General features: G+C 63.3%; 14 protein-coding genes. 1 reads left to right on the plus strand and 13 read right to left on the minus strand.

All coding sequences use genetic code 11. The features are described 5' to 3' along the window. The first annotated feature begins 87 nt into the window (after positions 1–87). Complete coding sequence (locus R2B70_RS14620) at positions 88–1506, plus strand: MATE family efflux transporter (RefSeq protein WP_318161851.1); 1419 nt, start codon at positions 88–90, stop codon at positions 1504–1506. A 97-nt stretch (positions 1507–1603) separates the two neighbouring features. On the opposite strand, the gene R2B70_RS14625 is transcribed toward R2B70_RS14620, so the two are convergent. The 13 genes from R2B70_RS14625 to rseP form a co-directional block, all read right to left on the minus strand. Beyond that, entirely contained in the window at positions 1604–3736 is a 2133-nt protein-coding gene (locus R2B70_RS14625; protein WP_318161852.1) for a lysine decarboxylase CadA, read from the minus strand. A gap of 76 nt (positions 3737–3812) precedes the next feature. Then, positions 3813–5147, minus strand: coding sequence for a cadaverine/lysine antiporter (cadB, locus tag R2B70_RS14630; RefSeq protein ID WP_318161853.1), 1335 nt, complete (start codon positions 5145–5147; stop codon positions 3813–3815). A 773-nt stretch (positions 5148–5920) separates the two neighbouring features. Beyond that, entirely contained in the window at positions 5921–7429 is a 1509-nt protein-coding gene (cadC, locus tag R2B70_RS14635; RefSeq protein WP_318161854.1) for a lysine decarboxylation/transport transcriptional activator CadC, read from the minus strand. A gap of 369 nt (positions 7430–7798) precedes the next feature. Beyond that, positions 7799–8749, minus strand: coding sequence for an acetyl-CoA carboxylase carboxyl transferase subunit alpha (gene accA, locus R2B70_RS14640; RefSeq protein ID WP_042074697.1), 951 nt, complete (start codon positions 8747–8749; stop codon positions 7799–7801). A gap of 16 nt (positions 8750–8765) precedes the next feature. After that, a complete protein-coding gene (gene dnaE, locus R2B70_RS14645) occupies positions 8766–12245 on the minus strand; it encodes a DNA polymerase III subunit alpha (RefSeq protein ID WP_318161855.1) in 3480 nt (1159 codons plus the stop codon). 53 nt (positions 12246–12298) lie between these two features. Continuing rightward, the gene (rnhB, locus tag R2B70_RS14650; RefSeq protein ID WP_318161856.1) at positions 12299–12889 is read right to left on the minus strand and encodes a ribonuclease HII; all 591 of its coding nucleotides are present in this window, start codon (positions 12887–12889) and stop codon (positions 12299–12301) included. An 80-nt stretch (positions 12890–12969) separates the two neighbouring features. Beyond that, complete coding sequence (gene lpxB / locus R2B70_RS14655; protein WP_318161857.1) at positions 12970–14109, minus strand: lipid-A-disaccharide synthase; 1140 nt, start codon at positions 14107–14109, stop codon at positions 12970–12972. Next, positions 14102–14893: an acyl-ACP--UDP-N-acetylglucosamine O-acyltransferase gene (gene lpxA / locus R2B70_RS14660; RefSeq protein ID WP_209793910.1), complete on the minus strand. Its 792-nt coding sequence runs from the start codon at positions 14891–14893 to the stop codon at positions 14102–14104. The genes lpxB and lpxA overlap by 8 nt, the downstream gene beginning before the upstream one ends. Before the next feature lie 2 nt (positions 14894–14895). Then, positions 14896–15357: a 3-hydroxyacyl-ACP dehydratase FabZ gene (fabZ, locus tag R2B70_RS14665; protein ID WP_010673414.1), complete on the minus strand. Its 462-nt coding sequence runs from the start codon at positions 15355–15357 to the stop codon at positions 14896–14898. A 24-nt stretch (positions 15358–15381) separates the two neighbouring features. Next, positions 15382–16401 (minus strand): UDP-3-O-(3-hydroxymyristoyl)glucosamine N-acyltransferase, encoded by a 1020-nt coding sequence (gene lpxD / locus R2B70_RS14670; protein WP_042075018.1) that lies wholly within the window; start codon positions 16399–16401, stop codon positions 15382–15384. Positions 16402–16404: 3 nt separating this feature from the next. Continuing rightward, positions 16405–16917 (minus strand): OmpH family outer membrane protein, encoded by a 513-nt coding sequence (locus tag R2B70_RS14675; RefSeq protein ID WP_042074703.1) that lies wholly within the window; start codon positions 16915–16917, stop codon positions 16405–16407. A 148-nt stretch (positions 16918–17065) separates the two neighbouring features. Beyond that, entirely contained in the window at positions 17066–19489 is a 2424-nt protein-coding gene (gene bamA / locus R2B70_RS14680) for an outer membrane protein assembly factor BamA (RefSeq protein WP_042074704.1), read from the minus strand. 34 nt (positions 19490–19523) lie between these two features. Beyond that, complete coding sequence (rseP, locus tag R2B70_RS14685; protein WP_318161858.1) at positions 19524–20876, minus strand: sigma E protease regulator RseP; 1353 nt, start codon at positions 20874–20876, stop codon at positions 19524–19526. Positions 20877–20898 lie beyond the last annotated feature (22 nt).

The following is a 20898-nucleotide window of genomic DNA, read 5'->3' on the forward strand; positions in this document are numbered from 1 at the left end:
AATCCATCAAGGAAAATCCTGATTATCGGTAAAAATAGAATAATTTAGACTGTCTGTCCGAGCATCGAACTCCCCGAGAGAACAGATATGTCCGCCTACTTCCATCTGCGCCAGCGGGCCATGACCCGCCGCTTCTGGGGCTACGCCCTCCCCTCCGTCCTCGCCATGCTGGTCTCCGGCGCCTACTACCTGGTGGACGGCATCTTCGTCGGCCACTACGTGGGGGCCGCGGGCCTCGCCGGCATCAACCTGGTCTACCCGGTCATCATGGTGCTGATAGGCCTGGCCGCCATGATCGCCATGGGGGCGGCCACCCTCATCTCCTTCCAGCAGGGTGCCAGAAACACGGCGCTCGCCCGTCAGGGGCTGGTCAACGGACTCTGGCTGCTGGCACTGCTGGGGGCCCTGGCCCCGCTGCTGCTGCACCGCTGGCACATCGACATCCTGCTGGCCCTCGGCCTTGAGCAGGGCAGCGACACCTGGCAGCAGGCCAGCGACTATCTCGGCTGGATCGGCGGCGGCACCCTGCTGCTGGCGGGCAACCTCGCCGTGCCCTATCTGCTGCGCAACGACGGCCGCCCCCGCCTCGCCATGGTGCTGGTGAGCGGCGGCGCCCTGCTCAACATCCTGCTCAACTACATCATGGTCGGCCGGCTCGGGCTCGGCCTGACGGGCACGGCCCAGGCGACCCTGATGGCCGAGGGGATGGTCTGCCTGCTGGGCCTGGGCTACTTCTTCACCCCTTATGCCCGCCTGCGCCTCTCCTGGCGCCAGCTGCGCCCCAGCTTCCCGGCCATGCCGAACCTGCTGTTCACCGGGCTGCCGAGCCTCATCGCCCAGTTCAATCTGGGGCTCTTGCTGATGCTGCACAACAGCCAGCTGATGGTGCACGGCTCGGTCAAGGATCTGGCGGGTTTCACCGTGGCCGGCTACACAGAGGCGGTGTTCATCGTGGTGCTGCAGGGGTTGGCGTTTGGCATCCAGCCCCTGGTCAGCCAGGCGGCGGGCGCCCGTCGCCACCGCGATCTGAAATTCCTGATGGAGATGGGGATCAGGATCACGCTCCTCTACGGTCTGGCGGTCTGGCTGCTGATCCAGCTGCTGCCGCAACCTGTCGCCATGCTCTACACCGGCAGCCAGGATGTCGAGCTGCTGGCCGCGGCCATGCGCAGCCTGACCCTCAACCTCGCCGCCATCCCGCTGGAGGGGATAGTCATGTTCGGCATAGTGCTGCTGCAAGCCATGGCCCGTACCCGCCAGGCGCTGCTGATCTCGGTCGCCAAGACGGTGCTGCTGCTGCCGCTCATCTTCCTGCTGCCGCTGAAATGGGGACGGGACGGGGTGCTGCTGGCCCAGCCCACCACGGTGCTGCTGCTGACCCTGCCCCTGTGCTGGCTGCTGTGGCGGGAGTGGCATCGCCTCAGGCTGGCGTGCGCCCCCCTGAGCCGGCGTCGCCGGTCGCAGCCCGCCCGCCGGGAGGGGACCCTGGCGCGCCACACGAGCTAGCGCCGCGAGCGCCCTCGCCGGGTGATCCGTCCCTGATCGCAAATGGCTGGAATCCAATAGAAAAACGGGCCTCGCGGCCCGTTTTCATCTCTCTCGATCAGCGCAGCACCTTGACGGTGTAGCTGCCATCGGCCTGACGATAGAGGCCGTGGATGTCGGTCTCGAAGCCCGGGTAGTGGGCCCCGATCTCGCACAGCATCTCGAGGAACTCGAGCACCGGCAGGGAGTTCTGGGTCACCATCTCGCCCGGCAGCACCAGGGGTACTCCCGGCGGGTAGGGCAGTATCATGTTGGCGCTGATGCGGTCCACCATGTCGCGCAGCGGCACTTCCACCACCTTGCCGGCCAGCTCCTGCTGCCAGGCGGCGTGCGGGGTCATCTTCATCTCCGGCAGCACGTCGAACGCCTTGAACATCAGCTCCGGCAGGCGGTACTTGCTGGTCAGCTCGTGAATGCGCTGCGCCAGCTCCTGAATGCGCATCCCTTCGTAGAAGCTCGGGTCTTCGCGGTAGAGGCTCGGCAGTATGCTCTTGATGGTCAGGTTCAGGTCGTAGCCGCGCTTGAACTCGGTCAGGGCGCGCAGCAGCTGCATCGCCTTGGACTGATCGATACCGATGGAGAAGAGGAACAGCAGGTTGTAGGGGCCTGTCTTCTCCACCACTATGCCGCGCTCGTCCAGGAACTTGGAGACCAGAGAGGCCGGGATGCCGCTCTCCAGCAGCTGGCCGTCACGACCCATCCCCGGAGTCAGCAGGGTGACCTTGATGGGATCCAGGTACATGTGGTTGTCGTCGATCTCCTTGAAGCCGTGCCAGTCATCTTTCGGATCCAGCTTCCAGCACTCGACGGTGTCGATGTTGTCCGGCTGCCATATGTCGAAGAACCAGCCTTCGCTCTGCTCGCGCAGACGCTTGATCTCTTTGCGGAAGGAGATGGCGCGATCGATGGAGTCCTTGATCAGCCGCTTGCCGGTGTTGCCACGCATCATGGCAGCGGAGATCTCGGTGGACGCTACTATGCCGTACTGTGGCGAGGTGGAGGTGTGCATCATGAAGGCTTCGTTGAAGGTCTCTTCCTCCACGTCACCCTTGATGTGGATCATCGAGGCCTGGGAGAAGGCCGCCAGCAGCTTGTGGGTGGACTGGGTTTCGTAGAACACCTTGCCCGGCATGGCTTCGCCGCTCATGCCGCACTTGCCTTCGTAGATCGGGCTGAAGTTGGTGTAGGGCACCCAGGCACTGTCGAAGTGGATGTAAGGGGTGTCCAGCGCCTCCTTGATGAAGCCGGTGTTGTAGAGCAGGCCGTCGTAGGTGGAGTTGGTGATCACGGCGTAGCGTGGCGCCTGGGCACCCGGGGTGGCGGCGACCTTGGCAGCTATGGTCTCACGGCTGAATTCGCTCTGCGGGATACCCCCCAGAATGCCGTAGGCGTTGCGGGTCGGACGGAAGTAAATCGGAGTCACGTCGTTCATCATCATCAGGTGAGTGAGCGACTTGTGGCAGTTGCGATCCACCAGCACTGTGCTGCCGGCCGGCGCGGAGTACATGCCGACGATCTTGTTGGCGGTGGAGGTCCCGTTGGTGACGATGTAGGAGCGATCCGCGTTGAAGGTACGGGCGATGTACTCTTCGGCTTCCTTGTGAGGGCCCGAGTGATCCAGCAAGGAGCCCAGCTCCGGCATGGAGATGGAGACGTCAGCCTTGAACGCGTTCGGGCCATAGAAGTCATAGAAGAGGCTGCCGGCCGGGCTCATCTGGAAGGCGGTACCGCCCATGTGACCCGGAGTACAGAAGGTGTACTTGCCCTCTTCCACGTACTTGAACAGTGCCTTGGTGAACGGCGGCAGGATGGCGTCCTGATACTCACTCGTGGCCTGACCCATCTTGAGGGCGATGTCGTCGGCCATGCCGAGACGGTACTCGAAGAAGTGCACGTTCAGACGCAGGTCGGTCAGGTGAATGTCCAGGGTGGACTGGTCGTTGGCGAAGGCGAAGATCGGCAGCTTCTCGTTGCGATCGTGGATCTCCTTGCACAGGCCCAGGGAGTATTTGTCCCAGTCGAAGATGGCGCCGCAGACGCGGGGGTTCTTCTCGATGAGTTTCAGCAGATCGGCCACGTCGACCGGGTAGACAACCTCGAAGCCCTTGCGCTCGAGGGAGGCTTGCAGCTGGCGAATCGGTTCTTCTTTGAAGAAGACACCCAGGTGGTTGAGGATGGCAATGATGTTCATCTTGATGCTCCACACATAAGGGGGCGCTCTCCATCGGGGATGGGGAGTGGAGAGCGCAGGAATGGAAAAGGGAGGATTAGTGGCTGGCCTGTTCGCTCAGCAGGGAGTCGTGCTGACGCAGACCCTGTTTCTTGGCGTAGAACATCAGGATGATGAGCGACACCACGAAGGTAGCGGTGAGGTTGGAGCCCTTGGCCCCCATCAGCGCCACCAGGCAGAACACGCAGGCCACGCCGGAGAAGATCATCGCGCCCGCGCTGCGGGAGGTCATGCCCTCGAAGCGAATGAGGTTAATGCTGGAGTAGAAGTAGGGCAGCATGGTCAGCAGCACCGCATCCGTGGTCAGCACGTTGAACAAGTCGGCGGCGTGGGCGGACTGGGAGGTGAAGGCGGTCAGGCCGATCATCAGCGCGGTCATCTTGAGGGAGCCGAGTATCAGCCCCTTCTTGGCGACGCCGTTCTCGTCCACTTCGCCGTAGATTTTCGGGAAGTTGCCGTCCTGGGCGGCGCGCTTGCCCGCCTCGCCCACCAGCATCATCCAGGAGCCCAGGGAGGTGAAGCAGGCCAGGGCGGTGAAGGCGGAGACGAAGGGGGCGGACCAATCGCCGAAGATGGCGGACGACGCCATGGCGAAGGGCGCGCCTGAGGCAGCCACTTCACCGGCCGGGAACATGCCGCCGATCACCTGGGTGGAGAGGATGTAGATGACGCCGGCGATGGCGGTACCCAGCATGGTGGCGAGCGGTACGGTGCGCTTGGGGTTCTTCACCATGCCGGAGGAGACGGCGGCAGATTCAACACCGACGAAGGACCAGAGGCAGATCAGCACGGCGCTGATGACCGCATGCAGATCGCTGCCGCTGGTGGTGTTCCAGTTCTGGCTGTAGACGGCGGCATCAAAATGGCCCCACCCCATCACGGCAGTACCGACGACCGGCAGCAGGATCAGCACCAGTCCCAGAGTACAGAGCCGGCTCACCCAGCTGCCGCCCAGCAGGTTGACGAAGGTGAAGATCCAGACCGCCGCTATGGTGGCCAGGGCCGCCGGAATGGGGTCGTTGAGGATGGGGAAGAAGACCGAGAGGTAGGAGACGCCGGTGATGGCGATGGCCAGGTTGCCTATCCAGTTCGCGTGGTAGTAGAGCACGCCGGTCTGGAAGCCGAACACGGGGGAGATCTCGCCGGCGTAGGCGATGGGGCCGCCCTCCTGCGGGTTCTTGGTGGCGAGGCGGGCGAACACGAAGGCCAGCCCCATGGCGCCCACCAGGCAGATGGCCCAGCTGAACAGGGAGATGGAGCCGATGGTGGCCAGGGCCGAGGGCAGCAGCGCGATGCCGCTCCCCATCATGTTGCCGGCCACCACACCTGTACAGGCGATGAGGCCGATCTTCTTGCTCGAATCTAGGGGCATAAGCTCTCCGGGTCGATAAAGGGGCGAGTCGTGACAATGGCGGACAGGCCGCCAGCGAATGGCCACAGACTAGGCCCCCGCGCCCCGGAAAACATAAGGACCCGCTCAGGGATAAAATCATGAGGGAAATTTCTTTCCCCTCCAGGAGATTGACTTAAAACCTTTTTAAAAACAGCACATTGACGACATGCAGCCCGGCCGCCTTGATAAAACCCTGATATCCCCACCCCACCCCTATGGCGCCCTGATACTCCTTGCCAGAGCCCCTGAACATCCCTTGATATCTTTTCGGCCCCTCTCTGCCCGGATCCGCCTCCTTTTGTCCCCAACCTGCCTCGCTCGGGCCCCAGTCTCCGGCCTTGACCCGCGCACCGAGGCAAAACCGGTGAGTCGGCGGGACTGGCAAAAGCGGGGGGACATGGCGGTCGGGAAGGTTGGAGGGATTGAGCGGATCTGGAAGAGAAGGAGGGAAGATGCCTTTGGTGGGAGCGAGTCGGCAGGGAGAAGCCGGATGTCGCCGGGGCTGCCCGCAGGCAGCCCAGCGTTCGGCAAGACGCTGGCGTTGGCCCCAGCTAGAACAGCTTCACCTTGCTCTGGCCCAGGCTGTTGAACAGCGCCGGCGCCAGGGCCTCCATATTGCTGTAGAAGCCGAGGCGCTGGCGTTGGCCCCCAGCTAGAACAGCTTCACCTTGCTCTGACCCAGGCTGTTGAACAGCGCCGGCACCAGGGCCTCCATCCTGTCGTAGAAACCGAGGCGCTGGCGTTGGCTCCAGCTAGAACAGCTTCACCTTGCTCTGACCCAGGCTGTTGAACAGCGCCGGCGCCAGGGCCTCCATATTGCTGTAGAAGCCGAGGCGCTGGCAGAGCAGATAGGTCTGCTCGGTCGCCTCCATCAGGAAGGCCTGGCTGTAGGCGTCTCCCGCCGCCTCGGGGCGGCCGTCCAGCTCCGCCAGCTTGCCGCGCAAGATGTGATAGAGCACGGTGCGCCCCCGCTCGGCGGCCCGGGCCAGCTGACGCTGTGCCTCCTGCGGCTGGCCACCCAGAATGGCCTGCAGGGCCAGGGCCTCCCATACCCGGGCCGGCAAGCCGGCCTGCTCCCCCGCGATCCGGGCCAGATGGGTGCCGATCGCCTGCACCCGCTCGCTCTGGGGCTTCCCGGCCAGGGTGGCCAGCGCCTCCCCCGCCAGGTAGCGCTCCGCCAGCAGCAGCGGCTGATCCGGCTGGGCCGCCAGCGACCCGTCGAGCAGCTCGACGCCGCGTCTGAGGGCCACCTGATCCTGCTTGTTGGTGTAGTAGTGGGCCTCCATCAGCGCCATCAGTGCCCCGTCATCCGTGGGCCAGCCCACCCCGGGCGTGGCGTCCGGCCGCTCCAGCACCCGCAGCAGATCCAGGCTGCTGGCCTGCAGCACCTCGTGCACGTTGTGGCGGCTGAGCCGGTACTGGTGGCTGAACAGCACCCGGCTGGTGTTGATGTTGCGGTATTCCAGATCCAGGTAGGTGCCCCCCGGCTGGCGGGAGACCCGCACGCTCAGCTCCTTGCCTGGCCGTATCCCCCCCACCAGGGTATTGGCGCCGTACTGCACCCGCAGCGGCGTGGCGGCGGCCACCTCCCCCATCAGGGCGCGGGTGATGCCGTCGGCGAGGCGCACGTTCTCGTTGCTGCCGTCCATGCCGGTGTGGAAGCGAAACACCAGCAGCTCGGGATCCAGCATGCCGTGCACGCTGGGGCTGGTGTGCTGGTAGCCGAGCAGGCTGACCAGGGTCACCAGCAGCAGGGCCACGAAGATGTCGAACCCGATCATCCGCCGGCGGCTGTGCCCGTCCCTGGCCCGGGTCGAGATGGCGCGGGTCAGGGGGCCCGCCGGGAAGGGGGCCGCACCGGGGGCCAGAGTGTCTGCCTCCACCGGTGGTTCGGCCTCGGGGGCCTCCGCCTCGGACGCGGACTGCACCGACTCCGCCTGCAACGGGCGCACCGGCGCCACCAGCTTGTAGCCGCGCTTGGGGACGGTGGCGATGTAGTCGGCCGCATCGGGACGGCCATCTTTCAGGATCTTGCGCAGCTCGAAGATGGACTGGGTGACCACCTGATCGGTCACCTCGGCGCCGTCCCACACCTCGTCGATCAGGGTGTCGCGACAGAATACTGTGCCGGCGTGGCTCGCCAGGAAGTGCAGCAGGTTGACCAGCCTGGGCTCGAGGTAGACCTCGCGCTCGGGGCGACACAGCATGTTGTCGTCGACCCTCAGGGTCCAGTCATGGATCTCAAAAACCGATTCGCTCATGTTTCACTCACTGCAGATGAAGACGGTGACGATGAGAGTGACGGGCAGGAGCCGAGGACGCAGAGACACGGGGAAGCGATACAGCCGGGGCGATGATGCGTTCTGCGAGTCAGCCTGGCGGGGCCAGCCTGCCGACGTCTGGGGCGCATCCTTGCGGGCATTTCGCTCCGGGGAGCGAAAGGAGGGCACTGTAAGCAAAACGGGAGCCGGATCCCACTTTTTTCGCCGATTAATCGCCGCGGCCTTGATCCCGCAGGGGTTTTTGGTGGGCTCACCGCCGAGGCGGTAGTCCTATGAGCCTGGATTGCCGGCAACAAAAAGGCCCCCGACGGAGCGGGGGCCTCTTGGTCTCGTTCGGGAAGAAACGGCTTAGCAGTAGCCGTAACCCAGCAGACGCTGGTAGCGCTGCTCCAGCAGCTGCTCGCTGTCCAGCGGGCGCAGGGCGTCGAGGTCCTGCTTGATGCGGGTCTTGAGGTTCTTCGCCATCTTCTCCAGATCCCGGTGGGCGCCGCCGAGCGGCTCTTCCACGATGGAATCGATGAGCTTCAGCTCCTTCAGGCGCTGGGCGGTGATGCCCATGGCGTCCGCGGCCACCGGCGCCTTGTCGGCGCTCTTCCACAGGATGGAGGCGCAGCCTTCCGGCGAGATGACGGAGTAGGTGGAGTACTGCAGCATGTTGACGCGGTCGCCCACACCGATGGCCAGGGCGCCGCCGGAGCCGCCTTCACCGATCACGGTGCAGACCACGGGCACGGTCAGGCCGGCCATGACTTTCAGGTTGCGGGCGATGGCCTCGGACTGGCCACGCTCCTCGGCCCCCACACCCGGATAGGCGCCCGGGGTGTCGATGAAGGTGATGATCGGCATCTTGAAGCGCTCGGCCATCTCCATCAGGCGCAGGGCCTTGCGGTACCCTTCCGGGCGCGGCATGCCGAAGTTGCGCTTGATCTTCTCCTTGGTCTCGCGGCCCTTCTGGTGGCCGATGATCATCACGGGCTCGCCGTCGAGGCGGGCGATGCCGCCGACGATGGCCTTGTCATCCGCATAGGCGCGATCGCCGGCCAGCTCGTCGAAGTCGGTGAAGATGTGCTCGATGTAGTCGAGGGTGTAGGGGCGCTGGGGATGACGCGCCATCTGGGACACCTGCCAGGCCCCCAGATCGCCGAAGATCTTCTTGGTCAGCTCTTCGTTTTTCTTCTCCAGCCGACGGATATCCTCGCTGAGATCCACGGCACTGTTGTGCTCGCTCACATGGCGAAGTTCATCGATCTGTGCCTGCAATTCGGCGATCGGCTGTTCAAAATCCAGAAAAAGACTCATAGGGACAATAGATCCTCTAATCAAAAACCAATTCAACCCGCTCTCGTCCAAGCAGGACTCGCAAGTCATCTATCAGTTGATCGGTGGGCGTCACCCGCCACTCGGTACCGAGCGTCAATCGCACCCGGGAGCCGGGGCGACGATAGTTTACCTGAACCGGACAGACTCCGGCACGGGCGGGCTCCAAAATCTCGCACAAACGCGGGAAAAAGCGCTCGTCAATGCGTTGTTCATCGAGGGAAATCCGGATCGCCCTGGCGAAACGCTCCCTCGCATCGTTGATATCCAGCAATTCGCGGGCCGACATTTTAAGGCCACCGGAGAAGTCATCAAAGCTGACCTGTCCAGAAACCACTAAAATACGGTCTTTTTGCATCAATTCTTCGTATTTTTCCAGCGCTTCACTGAAGAGGGTCACATCCAGACGGCCGGATCTGTCGTCCAGGGTGAAGATCCCCATCTTGTTGCCGCGCTTGGTCACCATGCTGCGCGCCGCGATCACCAGCCCCGCCGCCGTGGTCACGGTATCGCGGGAGGTGGGATGCAGATCGCACAGCCGGCCCGAGGTGTAGCGCCGCAGTTCGCTGCTGTACTGGTTGATGGGGTGACCGGTCAGGTAGAGCCCGAGGGTCTCCCGCTCCCCTTCCAGCCACACCTTGTCGGGCCAGTGGGGCACGTTGGCGAACGCCTTCTTGACGTCGTCGATCTCCTCGGTGAGCACGCCGAACATGTCGACCTGGCCCACCGCCTGCGCCTTGGCGTGCTGCTCGGCGGCGCGCATCGCCTCCTCCAGGGTCGCCATCAGGGCGGCGCGGTGGGGGCCGAGGCGGTCCATGGCGCCGGAGAGGATCAGCTTCTCCATCACCCGCTTGTTGAGCTTCTTGATGTCGACCCGGTTGCAGAAGTCGAACAGATCCCGGAAGGGGCCGTCCCGATCCCGCGCCTCCAGGATCGCCTCGATGGGGCCCTCGCCCACCCCCTTCACCGCGCCGATGCCGTAGACGATGTGGCCGTCCTCGTTGACGCTGAAGCGGTAGCGACCGGTGTTGACGTCCGGCGGTATCACGGTCAGCCCCATGCGCTGACACTCGTCCACCAGGGTCACTATCTTGTCGGTGTTGTCCATGTCCGCGGTCATCACCGCCGCCATGAACTCCGCCGGGAAGTGGGTCTTGAGCCAGAGCGTCTGGTAGGAGACCAGCGCATAGGCGGCGGAGTGGGACTTGTTGAAGCCATAGCCCGCGAACTTCTCCACCAGATCGAAGATCTTCATCGCCAGCTCGCCGTCGACCCCGTTCTTGACGGCCCCCTCCTCGAAGCCGGCCCGCTGCTTGGCCATCTCCTCGGGTTTCTTCTTGCCCATGGCCCGGCGCAGCATGTCCGCGCCGCCGAGCGTGTAGCCCGCCAGGGTCTGGGCGATCTGCATCACCTGCTCCTGATAGAGGATGATGCCGTAGGTGGGCTCGAGTATGGGTTTGAGGCTCTCGTGCTGCCACTTCTCGTCCGGGTAGGAGATGGCCTCGTTGCCGTGCTTGCGGTCGATGAAGTTGTCCACCATGCCGGACTGGAGCGGGCCCGGACGGAACAGGGCCACCAGGGCGATCATGTCTTCGAAACAGTCGGGCTGCAGCCGCTTGATGAGGTCCTTCATGCCGCGGGATTCGAGCTGGAACACCGCCGTCGTCTCGTAGCGCTGCAAGAGCGCGAACGACTTCTTGTCGTCGATGGGGATGGCGGCGATGTCAACCGGCGGCTTGCCCTCTTTGGCGAGACGCGGGTTAATCATGCCGAGCGCCCAGTCGATGATGGTCAGGGTGCGCAGCCCCAGGAAGTCGAACTTCACCAGACCCGCGTATTCCACGTCGTTCTTGTCGAACTGGGTGACCGGGTGGTGACCCTCGTCATCGCAATACAGCGGCGCGAAGTCGGTGATCCTGGTGGGGGCGATGACCACGCCACCGGCGTGCTTGCCGGCGTTGCGCACCACCCCTTCCAGCCTCTTCGCCATGTCGATGAGGTCCTTGACCTCCTCGTCCTGCTCGTAGAGCTCCGGCAGCTTGGGCTCGACCTCGAACGCCTTGGCGAGCGTCATGCCGGGGTCGGGCGGAATGAGCTTGGAGATGCGATCCACGAAACCGTAGGCGTGGCCCAGCACCCTTCCTACATCCCGCACCACCGCCTTGGCCGCCATGCTGCCGAAGGTGATGATCTGGGAGACAGCCTCCCGGCCGTACATCTCGGAGACGTGCTCGATCACCTCGTCCCGCCGGTCCATGCAGAAGTCGACGTCGAAGTCGGGCATGGAGACCCGCTCGGGGTTCAGGAAGCGTTCGAACAGCAGATCAAATTCCAGCGGGTCCAGATCGGTGATCTTGAGGGCGTAGGCTACGAGCGACCCTGCCCCCGAACCCCGGCCGGGGCCGACCGGGATGCCGTTGTCCTTGGACCACTGGATAAACTCCATCACGATGAGGAAGTAACCCGGGAAGCCCATCTGGTTGATCACCTTGAGCTCGATGTCGAGACGCTCGTCATACTCGGGGCGGCGCTCGGCCCGCACCGCGGGATCCGGGAACAGGAAGGCGAGCCTGTCCTCCAAGCCCTCTTTTGACTTCATCACCAGGAAGTCTTCGGTGGTCATGTCACCGGTGGGGAAGTTCGGCAGGAAATATTCGCCCAGGCGCACCGTCACGTTGCAGCGCTTGGCGATTTCCACCGTGTTCTCCAGGGCCTCCGGGATGTCGGCGAACAGCTCGCACATCTCCTCCTGGCTGCGCAGGTACTGCTGCGGGCTGTAGCGGCGCGGACGGCGCTTGTCCATCAGGGTGTAGCCGTCGTGGATGGCAACCCGGATCTCGTGGGCGTCGAAGTCGTCGGCACCGAGGAACACCACCTCGTTCGTGGCCACCACGGGCACCTCGAACTCGGTCGCCAGGGCGACCGCCATATGGAGGTAGACCTCCTCGTCCGGGCGACCGGTACGCAGCAGCTCCAGGTAGTAGGCATCCGGGAAGTGGTGCTGGTAGAAGGCGAGGCACTGCTCCACCATCTGGCGGTTGCCCTTGAGCAGGAACTTGCCCACGTCCCCCTCGCGCCCGCCGGAGAGGACGATCACCCCCTTGGCGTGCTCGCCCAGCCAGGCCTTGTCGATGACCGGGCGGCCCTGCACGTGGCCACGCTGATAGCCCCGGGAGATGAGCAGGGTGATGTTCTGGTAGCCGTCGTTGTCCATGGCGAGCAGGGTGAGGCGGAACTGCTCGTCCCCGAGCTCATCGCTCTGCACCCAGAAGTCGGCACCGACGATGGGCTTGATCCCCTTGCCGTGGGCAGAGCCGTAGAAGCGCACTAGGCCGCACATGTTCATCTGGTCCGTTAGGGCCAGGGCCGGCATGTTGTTGGCGGCGGCAGCGGAGACGATGGGACCGATCTTCTGCAGGCCGTCGACCATGGAGAAGTCGGAGTGCACCCTCAGGTGGATGAAGCGGGGATCAGCCATGGTCACGCCCTCTCATTGCGCAAGCAGAAATCGTTCAGACAGATCGGCATGAGTTATGCGATCCCCAGGGCGCGGCGCACCGGTTTGAAGCTCTGCCGGTACTCGGGCAGGGGCCCGCGCGAGGCCAAAATGGCGAGGTGCTCGGCGGTGGGATAGCCCTTGTGGCGGGCGAAGCCGTACTCGGGATGGCGGGCATCCAGCTCGGTCATCTCGGCGTCGCGGGTCACCTTGGCGAGGATGGAGGCGGCGCTGATGGCGGCCACCAGGCTGTCCCCCTTGACCACGGCACGGGCCTCCACGGCCAAGCTTGGGCAGCGGTTGCCGTCGATAAACACCAGCTCCGGCTGGACGGAGAGCCCCGCCACGGCGCGCTGCATCGCCAGCATGGTGGCGTGCAGTATGTTGAGCTCGTCGATCTCCGCCGGGCTGGCGCGACCGATGGCCCAGGCCAGGGCCTTCGCCTTGATCTCGTCATGGAGGGCCAGGCGCTTCTTCTCGGAGAGCTTCTTGGAGTCGGCCAGGCCTTCGATCGGGTTGGCGGGATCCAGGATCACCGCGGCGGTGACCACGTCACCCACCAGGGGGCCGCGACCCACCTCGTCCACCCCGGCAATCAGCTTGTCTTGAGGAATATCGATCGTCATCTCACAGCCTTGAATCAAAACCGGCCCCGCAGGGCCAGTATCAGCACAACATCACGCCAAAAGCGCACATTCCAGCCCAACTAGCGGTCAAGCAGCGCCACCACCGCCTCGGCGGCCTGCACGTCGGCATTGCAGCGGATCTTCTCGTGCAGCTTGGTGAAGGTCGCGATGAGCTCGCTGTTGTCGTGCTCCAGCAGTTTGCTGACCTCTTCCACCAGATTGCAGGGGGTGCACTCGTGCTGGATGAGTTCGGGCACCAGCATCCTGTCCGCCAGCAGATTGGGCAGGGAGACGTATTCCGTCTTCACCAGCCACTGGGCCAGCCAGTAGCTGAAGGGTTTGAGCTTGTAGCCCACCACCATGGGTTTCTTCACCAGCATGGCTTCCAGCGCGGCTGTGCCGGAGGCGAGCATCACCACATCGGCGGCGATCATGGCCTCGCGGCCCTGGCCGTCCAGCAGCACCATGTCGAGATCCGGCGCCACCTCGGCCTTGATGGCCAGGAACTGCTCGCGCCGCTTCTGGTTGACCAGGGGCACGATGAAGCCGAGATCCGGGTTGTGCACCGTCAGGTGCTTGCACGCCTCGAGGAAGACCGGCGCCATGAAGGCCACCTCCGCATGCCGGCTGCCAGGCAGCACCGCCAGCCAGCGGCGGGCGGGATCGATGCCGAGCTCCTTGCGCACGGCGGCCTGATCCGGTACCAGCGGGATGTCGTCCGCCATGGTGTGGCCGACGAACCGGCAAGGGGCATCGAAACGGTCGTAGAAGGCTTTCTCGAACGGCAGGAAGGCGAGCACCATGTCGGTGGCGGCCTTGATCTTGTGAATGCGGCCCTGACGCCAGGCCCAGACCGAGGGGCTGACGTAGTGGACCGTCTTGATACCGGCGCGGCGCAGTTTCAGCTCCACCCCGATATTGAAATCCGGCGCATCCACACCGACGAAGATGTCGGGGGGATTGGCAATGAAGTGACGCAGCAGCTCGCGGCGCACCTGCAGGATGCGGGGCAGACGTCCCAGTACCTCGGCGATGCCCATGACGGAGAGCTCCTCCATCTCGAACAGCGCCTTGACGCCGAGAGCCTGCATGCGCGGCCCGGCGATCCCTTCAAACTGCGCGTCGGGGTAGCGACGCTGCAGCTCGCGCACCAGCCCTGCGGCCAGGATGTCGCCGGAGGTCTCTCCGGCGACTATGCCGATGCGGATGGGCTTAGGCACGGATGATCCCGCGCTCGTTGTCCTTGAGGAAATCCACATAGAGCTGGATGGCAGGCTCGGCCTGGGCCATCTCGCTCAGCACCGGCAGCACCTCTTCGATGGTCTTGCCGGAGCGGAAGATCTCCTTGTAGGCACGCTTGACGGCGGAGATCGCCTCGGCGCTGAAGCCGCGACGACGCAGCCCCTCGGAGTTGACCCCGAACGGCTTGGCATAGTTGCCGGCCGCCATCACGTAGGGGGGCACGTCCTTGTTCAGGGCGGCGCAGCCACCGACGAAGGCGTGGGAGCCGACACGACCGAACTGGTGAATGGCAGACAGACCGCCGAAGATCACGAAGTCACCGATGTGCACGTGGCCCGCCAGGGTGGCGTTGTTGGCGAAGATGCAGTTGTCACCGATGATGCAGTCGTGGGCCACGTGGACGTTGACCATGAACAGGTTGCCGCTGCCCACCTTGGTCAGGCTCTGATCCTGGGTGGTGCCGCGGTGCACGGTGCAGTTCTCGCGAAACACGTTGTTGTCGCCGATCTCGAGGAAGGTGCGCTCGCCGGCGTACTTCTTGTCCTGGCAATCCTCACCGATGGAGGTGTGCTGGAAGATCTTGTTGCCGCGACCTATCCTGGTCGGCCCCTTGATCACCACATGGGAGCTCACCCAGGTGTTGTCGCCGATTTCCACGTCGGCACCGATGACGGTGAAGGGACCGATCTCGACCCCTTTGCCGATGACGGCAGACTCATGGACGATGGCGCTGTCGTGGATGATGGCAGTCTGGTCGATCACGGTTACACCTCGCGTTTGGCGCACATCAGTTCGGCGGTACAGACCACTTCACCGTCGACGGTGGCGACACCGGTGAACTTGGCAATGCCGCGGCGCTCCTTCAGAAACTCTACGTCCAGCACCAGCTGATCGCCAGGGCCGACCGGGCGTTTGAAGCGGGCGTTGTCGATGGAGGCGAAATAGTAGAGCTCGTTGGGGGACGGCTTGCCCACCATGGTAAAGGCCAGGATACCGGTCGCCTGGGCCATGGCCTCTAGGATCAGCACGCCGGGGAACACCGGCTTGGCCGGGAAGTGGCCCTGGAAGATCGGCTCGTTGAACGAGACGTTCTTGATGGCGCGCAGGGTCTTGCGCTCATCGCTGATCTCGTAGTTTTCCACCTTGTCCACCATCAGGAAGGGATAACGGTGGGGCAGCAGATCCATGATTTCCTGGATGCCCAGGCTCTTCTTTTCAGTAGTCAAAACAGTACCCTATACCAATCGTGATTATTCTTGATCCAGCTTTTTCTCAAGTCGGCTCAACCGCTTGTGCATCTCTTCGATACGCATCACCCGGGCGGCGGTCTTGCGCCACTCTTTATTGGTTTGCAGGGGGATGCCGGAAGAGTAGATACCGGGCTCTGTGATGGGTCGCATCACCATGGCCATGCCGGTGACGGTGGCCTGGTCGCAGATCTCCATGTGCCCGTTGAAGACGGAGGCGCCGCCAATGATACAGTATTTGCCGACCTTGAGACTACCGGCCATCACGGTGGAGCCCGCCACGGCGGTGCCGTAGCCGATCTCGACGTTGTGGGCGATCTGGCACTGGTTGTCGATGATGACGTTGTCGGCGATGCGGGTATCTTCCAGCGCACCGCGGTCGATGGTGGTGCAGGCACCGATCTCGACCCGGTTGCCTATGGTCACGCCACCGAGCTGGGGGATCTTGATCCACTCGCCACGCTCGTTGGCATAACCGAAACCGTCGGCCCCGATCACGGTCCCGGCTTGCACCAGACAGTCCGTGCCCAGGGTCACGTTGTGATAGAGGGTGACGTTGGCCCACAACCGGGAGCGTGCTCCCAGTCGGGTGTTCTGGCCAACGAAACAGCCAGGACCGATGCGGACATCATCCCCCAGCACCACGCCGGATTCGATGACCGCATTGGCGCCGATGGCCACTCTCTCGCCCAGTTGCACGTCCGCCGCGATGACGGCGCTCGGATGGATATCCATGGCCGGCTGCGGCGTGGTGTCCAGCAGTTGGGCTACCCGGGCAAAGCCCACGTAGGGGTCCTTGAGCACCAGGGCATTGGTGGGACAAAACGGCAGGTCCGCTTCGGTGATGAGCACGGCGGTCGCCTTGCTCTGCTCCAGGAAATGCCGGTACTTCTTGTTGGACAGGAAGGCGATCTCCCCCTCCCCGGCTTTTTCCAGTGTCGCGACCTTGCGAATTTCCCGGGTCCCATCCCCATGGACCTCGGCCCCCAGTTGCTGGGCCAGCTGTGCGAGAGTGAATGCCATCAATTAGTTGCTCTTGCTAACCTGAGAGATAACCTGGCCGGAGATGTCCAGCTTGCTGGCGGCATAGGGCGCGGCGTTGCGCTCCAGCACCAGATCGTAGCCATTGCTCTTGGCGATGGCATCGATGGCAGCCTGTACCTTGGTCAGGATCTTGTTGCGCTCTTCCGCCTGACGACGGCCGTTGTCCTGCTCAAACGCCTGACGCTTCTGGTTGAACTCCATCTGCAGCTTGGCCAGCTTCTCCTGGCTCTGCTTCTTCTGCTCGGCGCTCATGAAGGCTTCGTCCTTCTTGAACTTCTCGACCAGCGCCTGACCATCGGACTCCAGCTTCTGCAGCTCGCGCATGCGCGGCTCGAATTCACCTTTCAGCTTCTTGGCAACGGCTTCACGCTGGGGCAGCTTCTGGAAGACTTCGCCCATGTCGACCACGGCAATCTTGGTCTCAGCCCAGGCGGAGCCCATGCCGGCAGCCATCAGTGCAAAACTCAAACCAGCTACTTTCAACGCTTTATTCACACTTACTCCTTGGTCCCTCGGTCGAGGGCTACCTGATTTACCTGATTGTGCAAGCGATCCACAAGACCGTCTTGTTACCTGGTGAGGCACGCAAACCGCGCGACCCATCATGCTTCTCCCCCGCCGCAGCGGGGGTCGTCCGACCCGATTAGAAGGTACGGCCGATGTTGAAGGAGAAGACTTCGGTGTCGTCCCCTTCGTATTTCTTGATCGGTTTCGCCAGCACGAACACCAGGGGCCCCATGGGAGAGAGCCACTGCAGCGACAGACCGGTCGACACCCGGATGTTGGTGGGGTCGGAGTAGTCCATCAGATAGTTGCAGCCGCTGAAGCAACGGTTCTGGTACTGGCCATATTCGAAGGTGGTGTCCCACACGGTGCCCGCATCGACGAAGAAGCTGGTCCGCAGCTGGGGCTGGTAGCTTTCCGAGGCGAACGGCGTCGGCACTATCATCTCGAGGGACGCCACCGCCAGGGCATTGCCGCCCACCGAGCTGTCGGTGCCCTGGATGACGTCGTTGCCGCCCAGGTTGTAGTAATAGAGCGCCTTCGGACCCACGGTGTTGCTCTTGAAGCCGCGCAGGGTGTCGAAGCCACCGGCATAGTAGTTCTCGAAGAACGGCAGCACGTGGTCGTAGTCGCCGTTGCTGCCGTAGCCGTTGCCATAGGAGGCGCGGGCCTTGGCCAGCATCACCCACTGGTGATCCGCATCGAACGGGAAGTAGTGGGAGTCTTCGGCGTTGAGCTTGAAGTACTGCAGATCCATGCCAGGTACCGTCACCTTGGCGTTCACCCGCTGACGGTCACCGGCGGTCGGGAACTGGCCCTTGTTGAGGGTGGAACGGGTCCAGCCGGCGGTGACGTCGACGGTGTTGAACACCATGCGGTTGTCGCCGTCCAGGTTGGCCTGATAGACCTTCCAGAACTCGTCCACCTGCACATAGGGGTTGGGCTGGGAGAGCTTGTTGTTCTCGTAGCCCAGGCTGAAGTCGAGACGGTTGTTCTCGTTGACCGGGAAGCCGCTGGAGAGACGGAAGCCGATGGTGGTGTTCTCGTAGTCGACGATGTTGGCGTCGGCCGCGCTGAACTTGTTGTAGTAGAGACGGCCGCCCAGGCTGACCCCATCGACGGTGAAGTAGGGATCGTTGTAGCTCAGATCGATGTTCTTCGAGTAGTCGTTGGTGCTGGCGTTGATGCCGATCTTCTTGCCGGTCCCCATGAAGTTGTCCTGCTGCAGACCCGCCTGCAGGCTCAGACCCGATTCGGTGCCATAGCCAATACCGGCGTTGATGGACCCCGCGGGCTGCTCCTTCACCTTGAAGTCGAGATCGACCTGGTCGTCGCTGCCGGGCACCCGCTTGGTGTCAACCTCTGCGGTTTCGAAGAAGCCGAGGCGGTTGAGACGGGTCTTGGACTGCTCGACGTTGTCGGAGGAGAGCCAGGTGCCCTCCATCTGGCGCATCTCGCGACGCAGCACTTCGTCCTTGGTGGTGACGTTGCCGCTGAAGTTGATGTTGCGCACGTAGACCCGGGGGCCCGGCTCCACGTTGACGATGAGCTCGACTTCCTTGGTCTCGTCATTGATCTGGGGGAAGGTGACGACTTTGGGATAGGCATAGCCGTAACGGCCGAGGAACTTGGAGAGCACCTCTTCGGTGTGGGTCACCTGGCTCGCGGAATAGACGCTGCCGGCCTCGATGGGGATCAGCCCCTTCATCTCGCCGCCGCGATCGATGAGGTCGCCCTTGAGCTGGACGCCTGAGACCTTGTACTGGTCCCCTTCCTTGATGTTGAGGGTGACGTAGACCCCCTTCTTGTCCGGGGTCATGGAGACCTGGGTGGACTCCTGGGCGAAGCGGATGTAGCCGCGGTCCATGTAGTAGGAGCGCAGCACTTCGATGTCGCCGGCCAGCTTCTGCTTCTGATAGCGCTGATCGCCGGTGAAGTTCCACCAGGGCACGTCGTCCTTGAGGGAGAGCTGGGCCAGCAGCTTCTCTTCCGGGAACACCTGGTTGCCGACGATGTTGATCTGCTGGATCTTCGCCGCTTCCCCTTCCACGAAGGTGAACTTGAGGTCGACCCGGTTGCGCGGCAGCGGAGTGACGATGGCCTTGACCTTGGCGGAGTACTTGCCCACGCCGTAGTAGAAATCTTCCAGTCCCTTCTCGAGGGAACTCAGCACGGTGCGATCCAGGGGGTCACCGACCCGGATGCCGGAGGACTCCAGGCTCTGGGTCAGCTGCTCCTCCTTGATGTCCTTGTTGCCGGAGAACTCGATGCTGGAGATGGTCGGGCGTTCCTTCACCACGACCTGCAACACCTGGCCGTCACGATAGACCTTGACGTCCTCGAAGTTGCCGGAGGCATAGAGCTTCTTGATGGCGTTCGCTAGGGCCACGGAGTCGACGGAGTCACCGACCCGTACCGGCAGATTCAACAGGGCGGCGCCCAGGGTCACCCGCTGCAGACCCTCGACCTGAATGTCTTGCACCACAAAAGAGGCCGGGGCAGCCTGAGCCAGGAAGCTGGCCCCCAGCAGGCAACTCAACACCAATGCTTTTTTAACAGCCATTTTGTTCTTATGTGTCCTTGTTGATGCTCTGGCCTCAGAGGCGAGCGAAATCATTAAACAGCGCAATGCCCATCAGTAACATCAGAATGGCGGCGCCTATCCTGAACCCAACTTCCTGAATTTTTTCCGGTACCGGCTTGCCGGTGATCGCCTCGATGAGGAAATAGACCAGGTGGCCACCATCGAGAACCGGCAGGGGGAACAGATTGATGATCCCCAGGTTGACGCTGATGAGCGCCAGGAACCCCAGGAAATAGACCAACCCGTAATCGGCGCTGCTGCCGGCCCCCTTGGCGATGGAGATGGGGCCGCTCAGATTGTCCAGGGAGACGATGCCACCGATCAGCTTGCCAATCATGTCGAAGGTCAGGGTGATCAGGCTCCAGGTCTTCTGGACCCCATGCCACAGGGCTTGCAAAGGCCCATACTGTAACAGAGTTCGATACTCATCCGGTAATGGAACCAGTTGCGGCGACAGGCCGACGAAACCGACCAACTGGCCTCTCACCTTCTTCACATCCGGGGTCAGGGTCAGGGTCAGATCGCTGCCCGCCCGCTCCACCGTCACCTGCAGCGGCTGCTCAGGGGATTGCTGCACCCGCTCGACAAACTGGGCCCATTCGGTGATGACTTGGCCATCGACGCCCTTGATGCGATCCCCAACCAGCAGGCCGGCCTTCTCGCTGGCGCTCGATGGCACCACGGCCTCGACCACGGGCAGCACCTTGCCACCCAGCGGAACTATCCCCAGGCTGCCGATGGGGGACTCCTTGTCCGGATCGAACTGCCAGCCGGCGAGCTGCAGGGTCTTGTCCACCGCATAGCTGGTGTGGGCCGCCTTGAGCTTGAGCTGGACCGAATCGTCCCCCAGGTGGCTGATGAGGGCATAGGTCACGCTCTCCCAGTCACCGGTCTCCTCGCCACCGACGCCGACTATCTCCATGCCGGGCTCGATGCCGGCCTGGGCGACGATGGAGGCGGGGCGCACCTCGCCCACCACAGGTTTGACGCTCGGGACGCCGATCATGAACATCAGCCAGAAGGCGAACAGGGCAAACACGAAGTTGGCCATGGGCCCGGCCGCGACTATGGCCATCCGTGCCCAGACGCTCTTGTGGTTGAAGGCGTACTGCTCCTCGCCCGGCTTGAGATCGTCGACCCGGCCGTCCAGCATCTTGACGTAGCCACCCAGGGGAATGAGCGCCAGCACGTATTCGGTGCCATCCTTGCCGAGCCGGCGCCAGATCGCCTTGCCAAAGCCGATGGAGAAACGCTCCACCTTGACGCCACAGCGACGGGCGACCCAGAAGTGGCCGAATTCATGGACCGCTACCAGGAGCCCGAGGGCGACGATGAAGGCGCCTATGTTCCACAGCAGGGTTCCCATCAGCCACGCACCTCGAGGTCAT

This window comes from Aeromonas sp. XH, assembly GCF_033348475.1.
Classification (GTDB): Bacteria; Pseudomonadota; Gammaproteobacteria; order Enterobacterales; family Aeromonadaceae; genus Aeromonas; species Aeromonas sanarellii.

Excerpts from the sequence above, each read along its gene's own strand:
- rseP (WP_318161858.1), bottom strand. The coding sequence starts at position 20,876 with ATGGGAACCCTGCTGTGGAACATAGGCGCCTTCATCGTCGCCCTCGGG.
- bamA (WP_042074704.1), bottom strand. The coding sequence starts at position 19,489 with ATGGCTGTTAAAAAAGCATTGGTGTTGAGTTGCCTGCTGGGGGCCAGC.
- rnhB (WP_318161856.1), bottom strand. The coding sequence starts at position 12,889 with ATGACGATCGATATTCCTCAAGACAAGCTGATTGCCGGGGTGGACGAG.
- lpxD (WP_042075018.1), bottom strand. The coding sequence starts at position 16,401 with ATGGCATTCACTCTCGCACAGCTGGCCCAGCAACTGGGGGCCGAGGTC.
- R2B70_RS14625 (WP_318161852.1), bottom strand. The coding sequence starts at position 3,736 with ATGAACATCATTGCCATCCTCAACCACCTGGGTGTCTTCTTCAAAGAA.
- R2B70_RS14620 (WP_318161851.1), top strand. The coding sequence starts at position 88 with ATGTCCGCCTACTTCCATCTGCGCCAGCGGGCCATGACCCGCCGCTTC.
- dnaE (WP_318161855.1), bottom strand. The coding sequence starts at position 12,245 with ATGGCTGATCCCCGCTTCATCCACCTGAGGGTGCACTCCGACTTCTCC.
- cadC (WP_318161854.1), bottom strand. The coding sequence starts at position 7,429 with ATGAGCGAATCGGTTTTTGAGATCCATGACTGGACCCTGAGGGTCGAC.
- accA (WP_042074697.1), bottom strand. The coding sequence starts at position 8,749 with ATGAGTCTTTTTCTGGATTTTGAACAGCCGATCGCCGAATTGCAGGCA.
- cadB (WP_318161853.1), bottom strand. The coding sequence starts at position 5,147 with ATGCCCCTAGATTCGAGCAAGAAGATCGGCCTCATCGCCTGTACAGGT.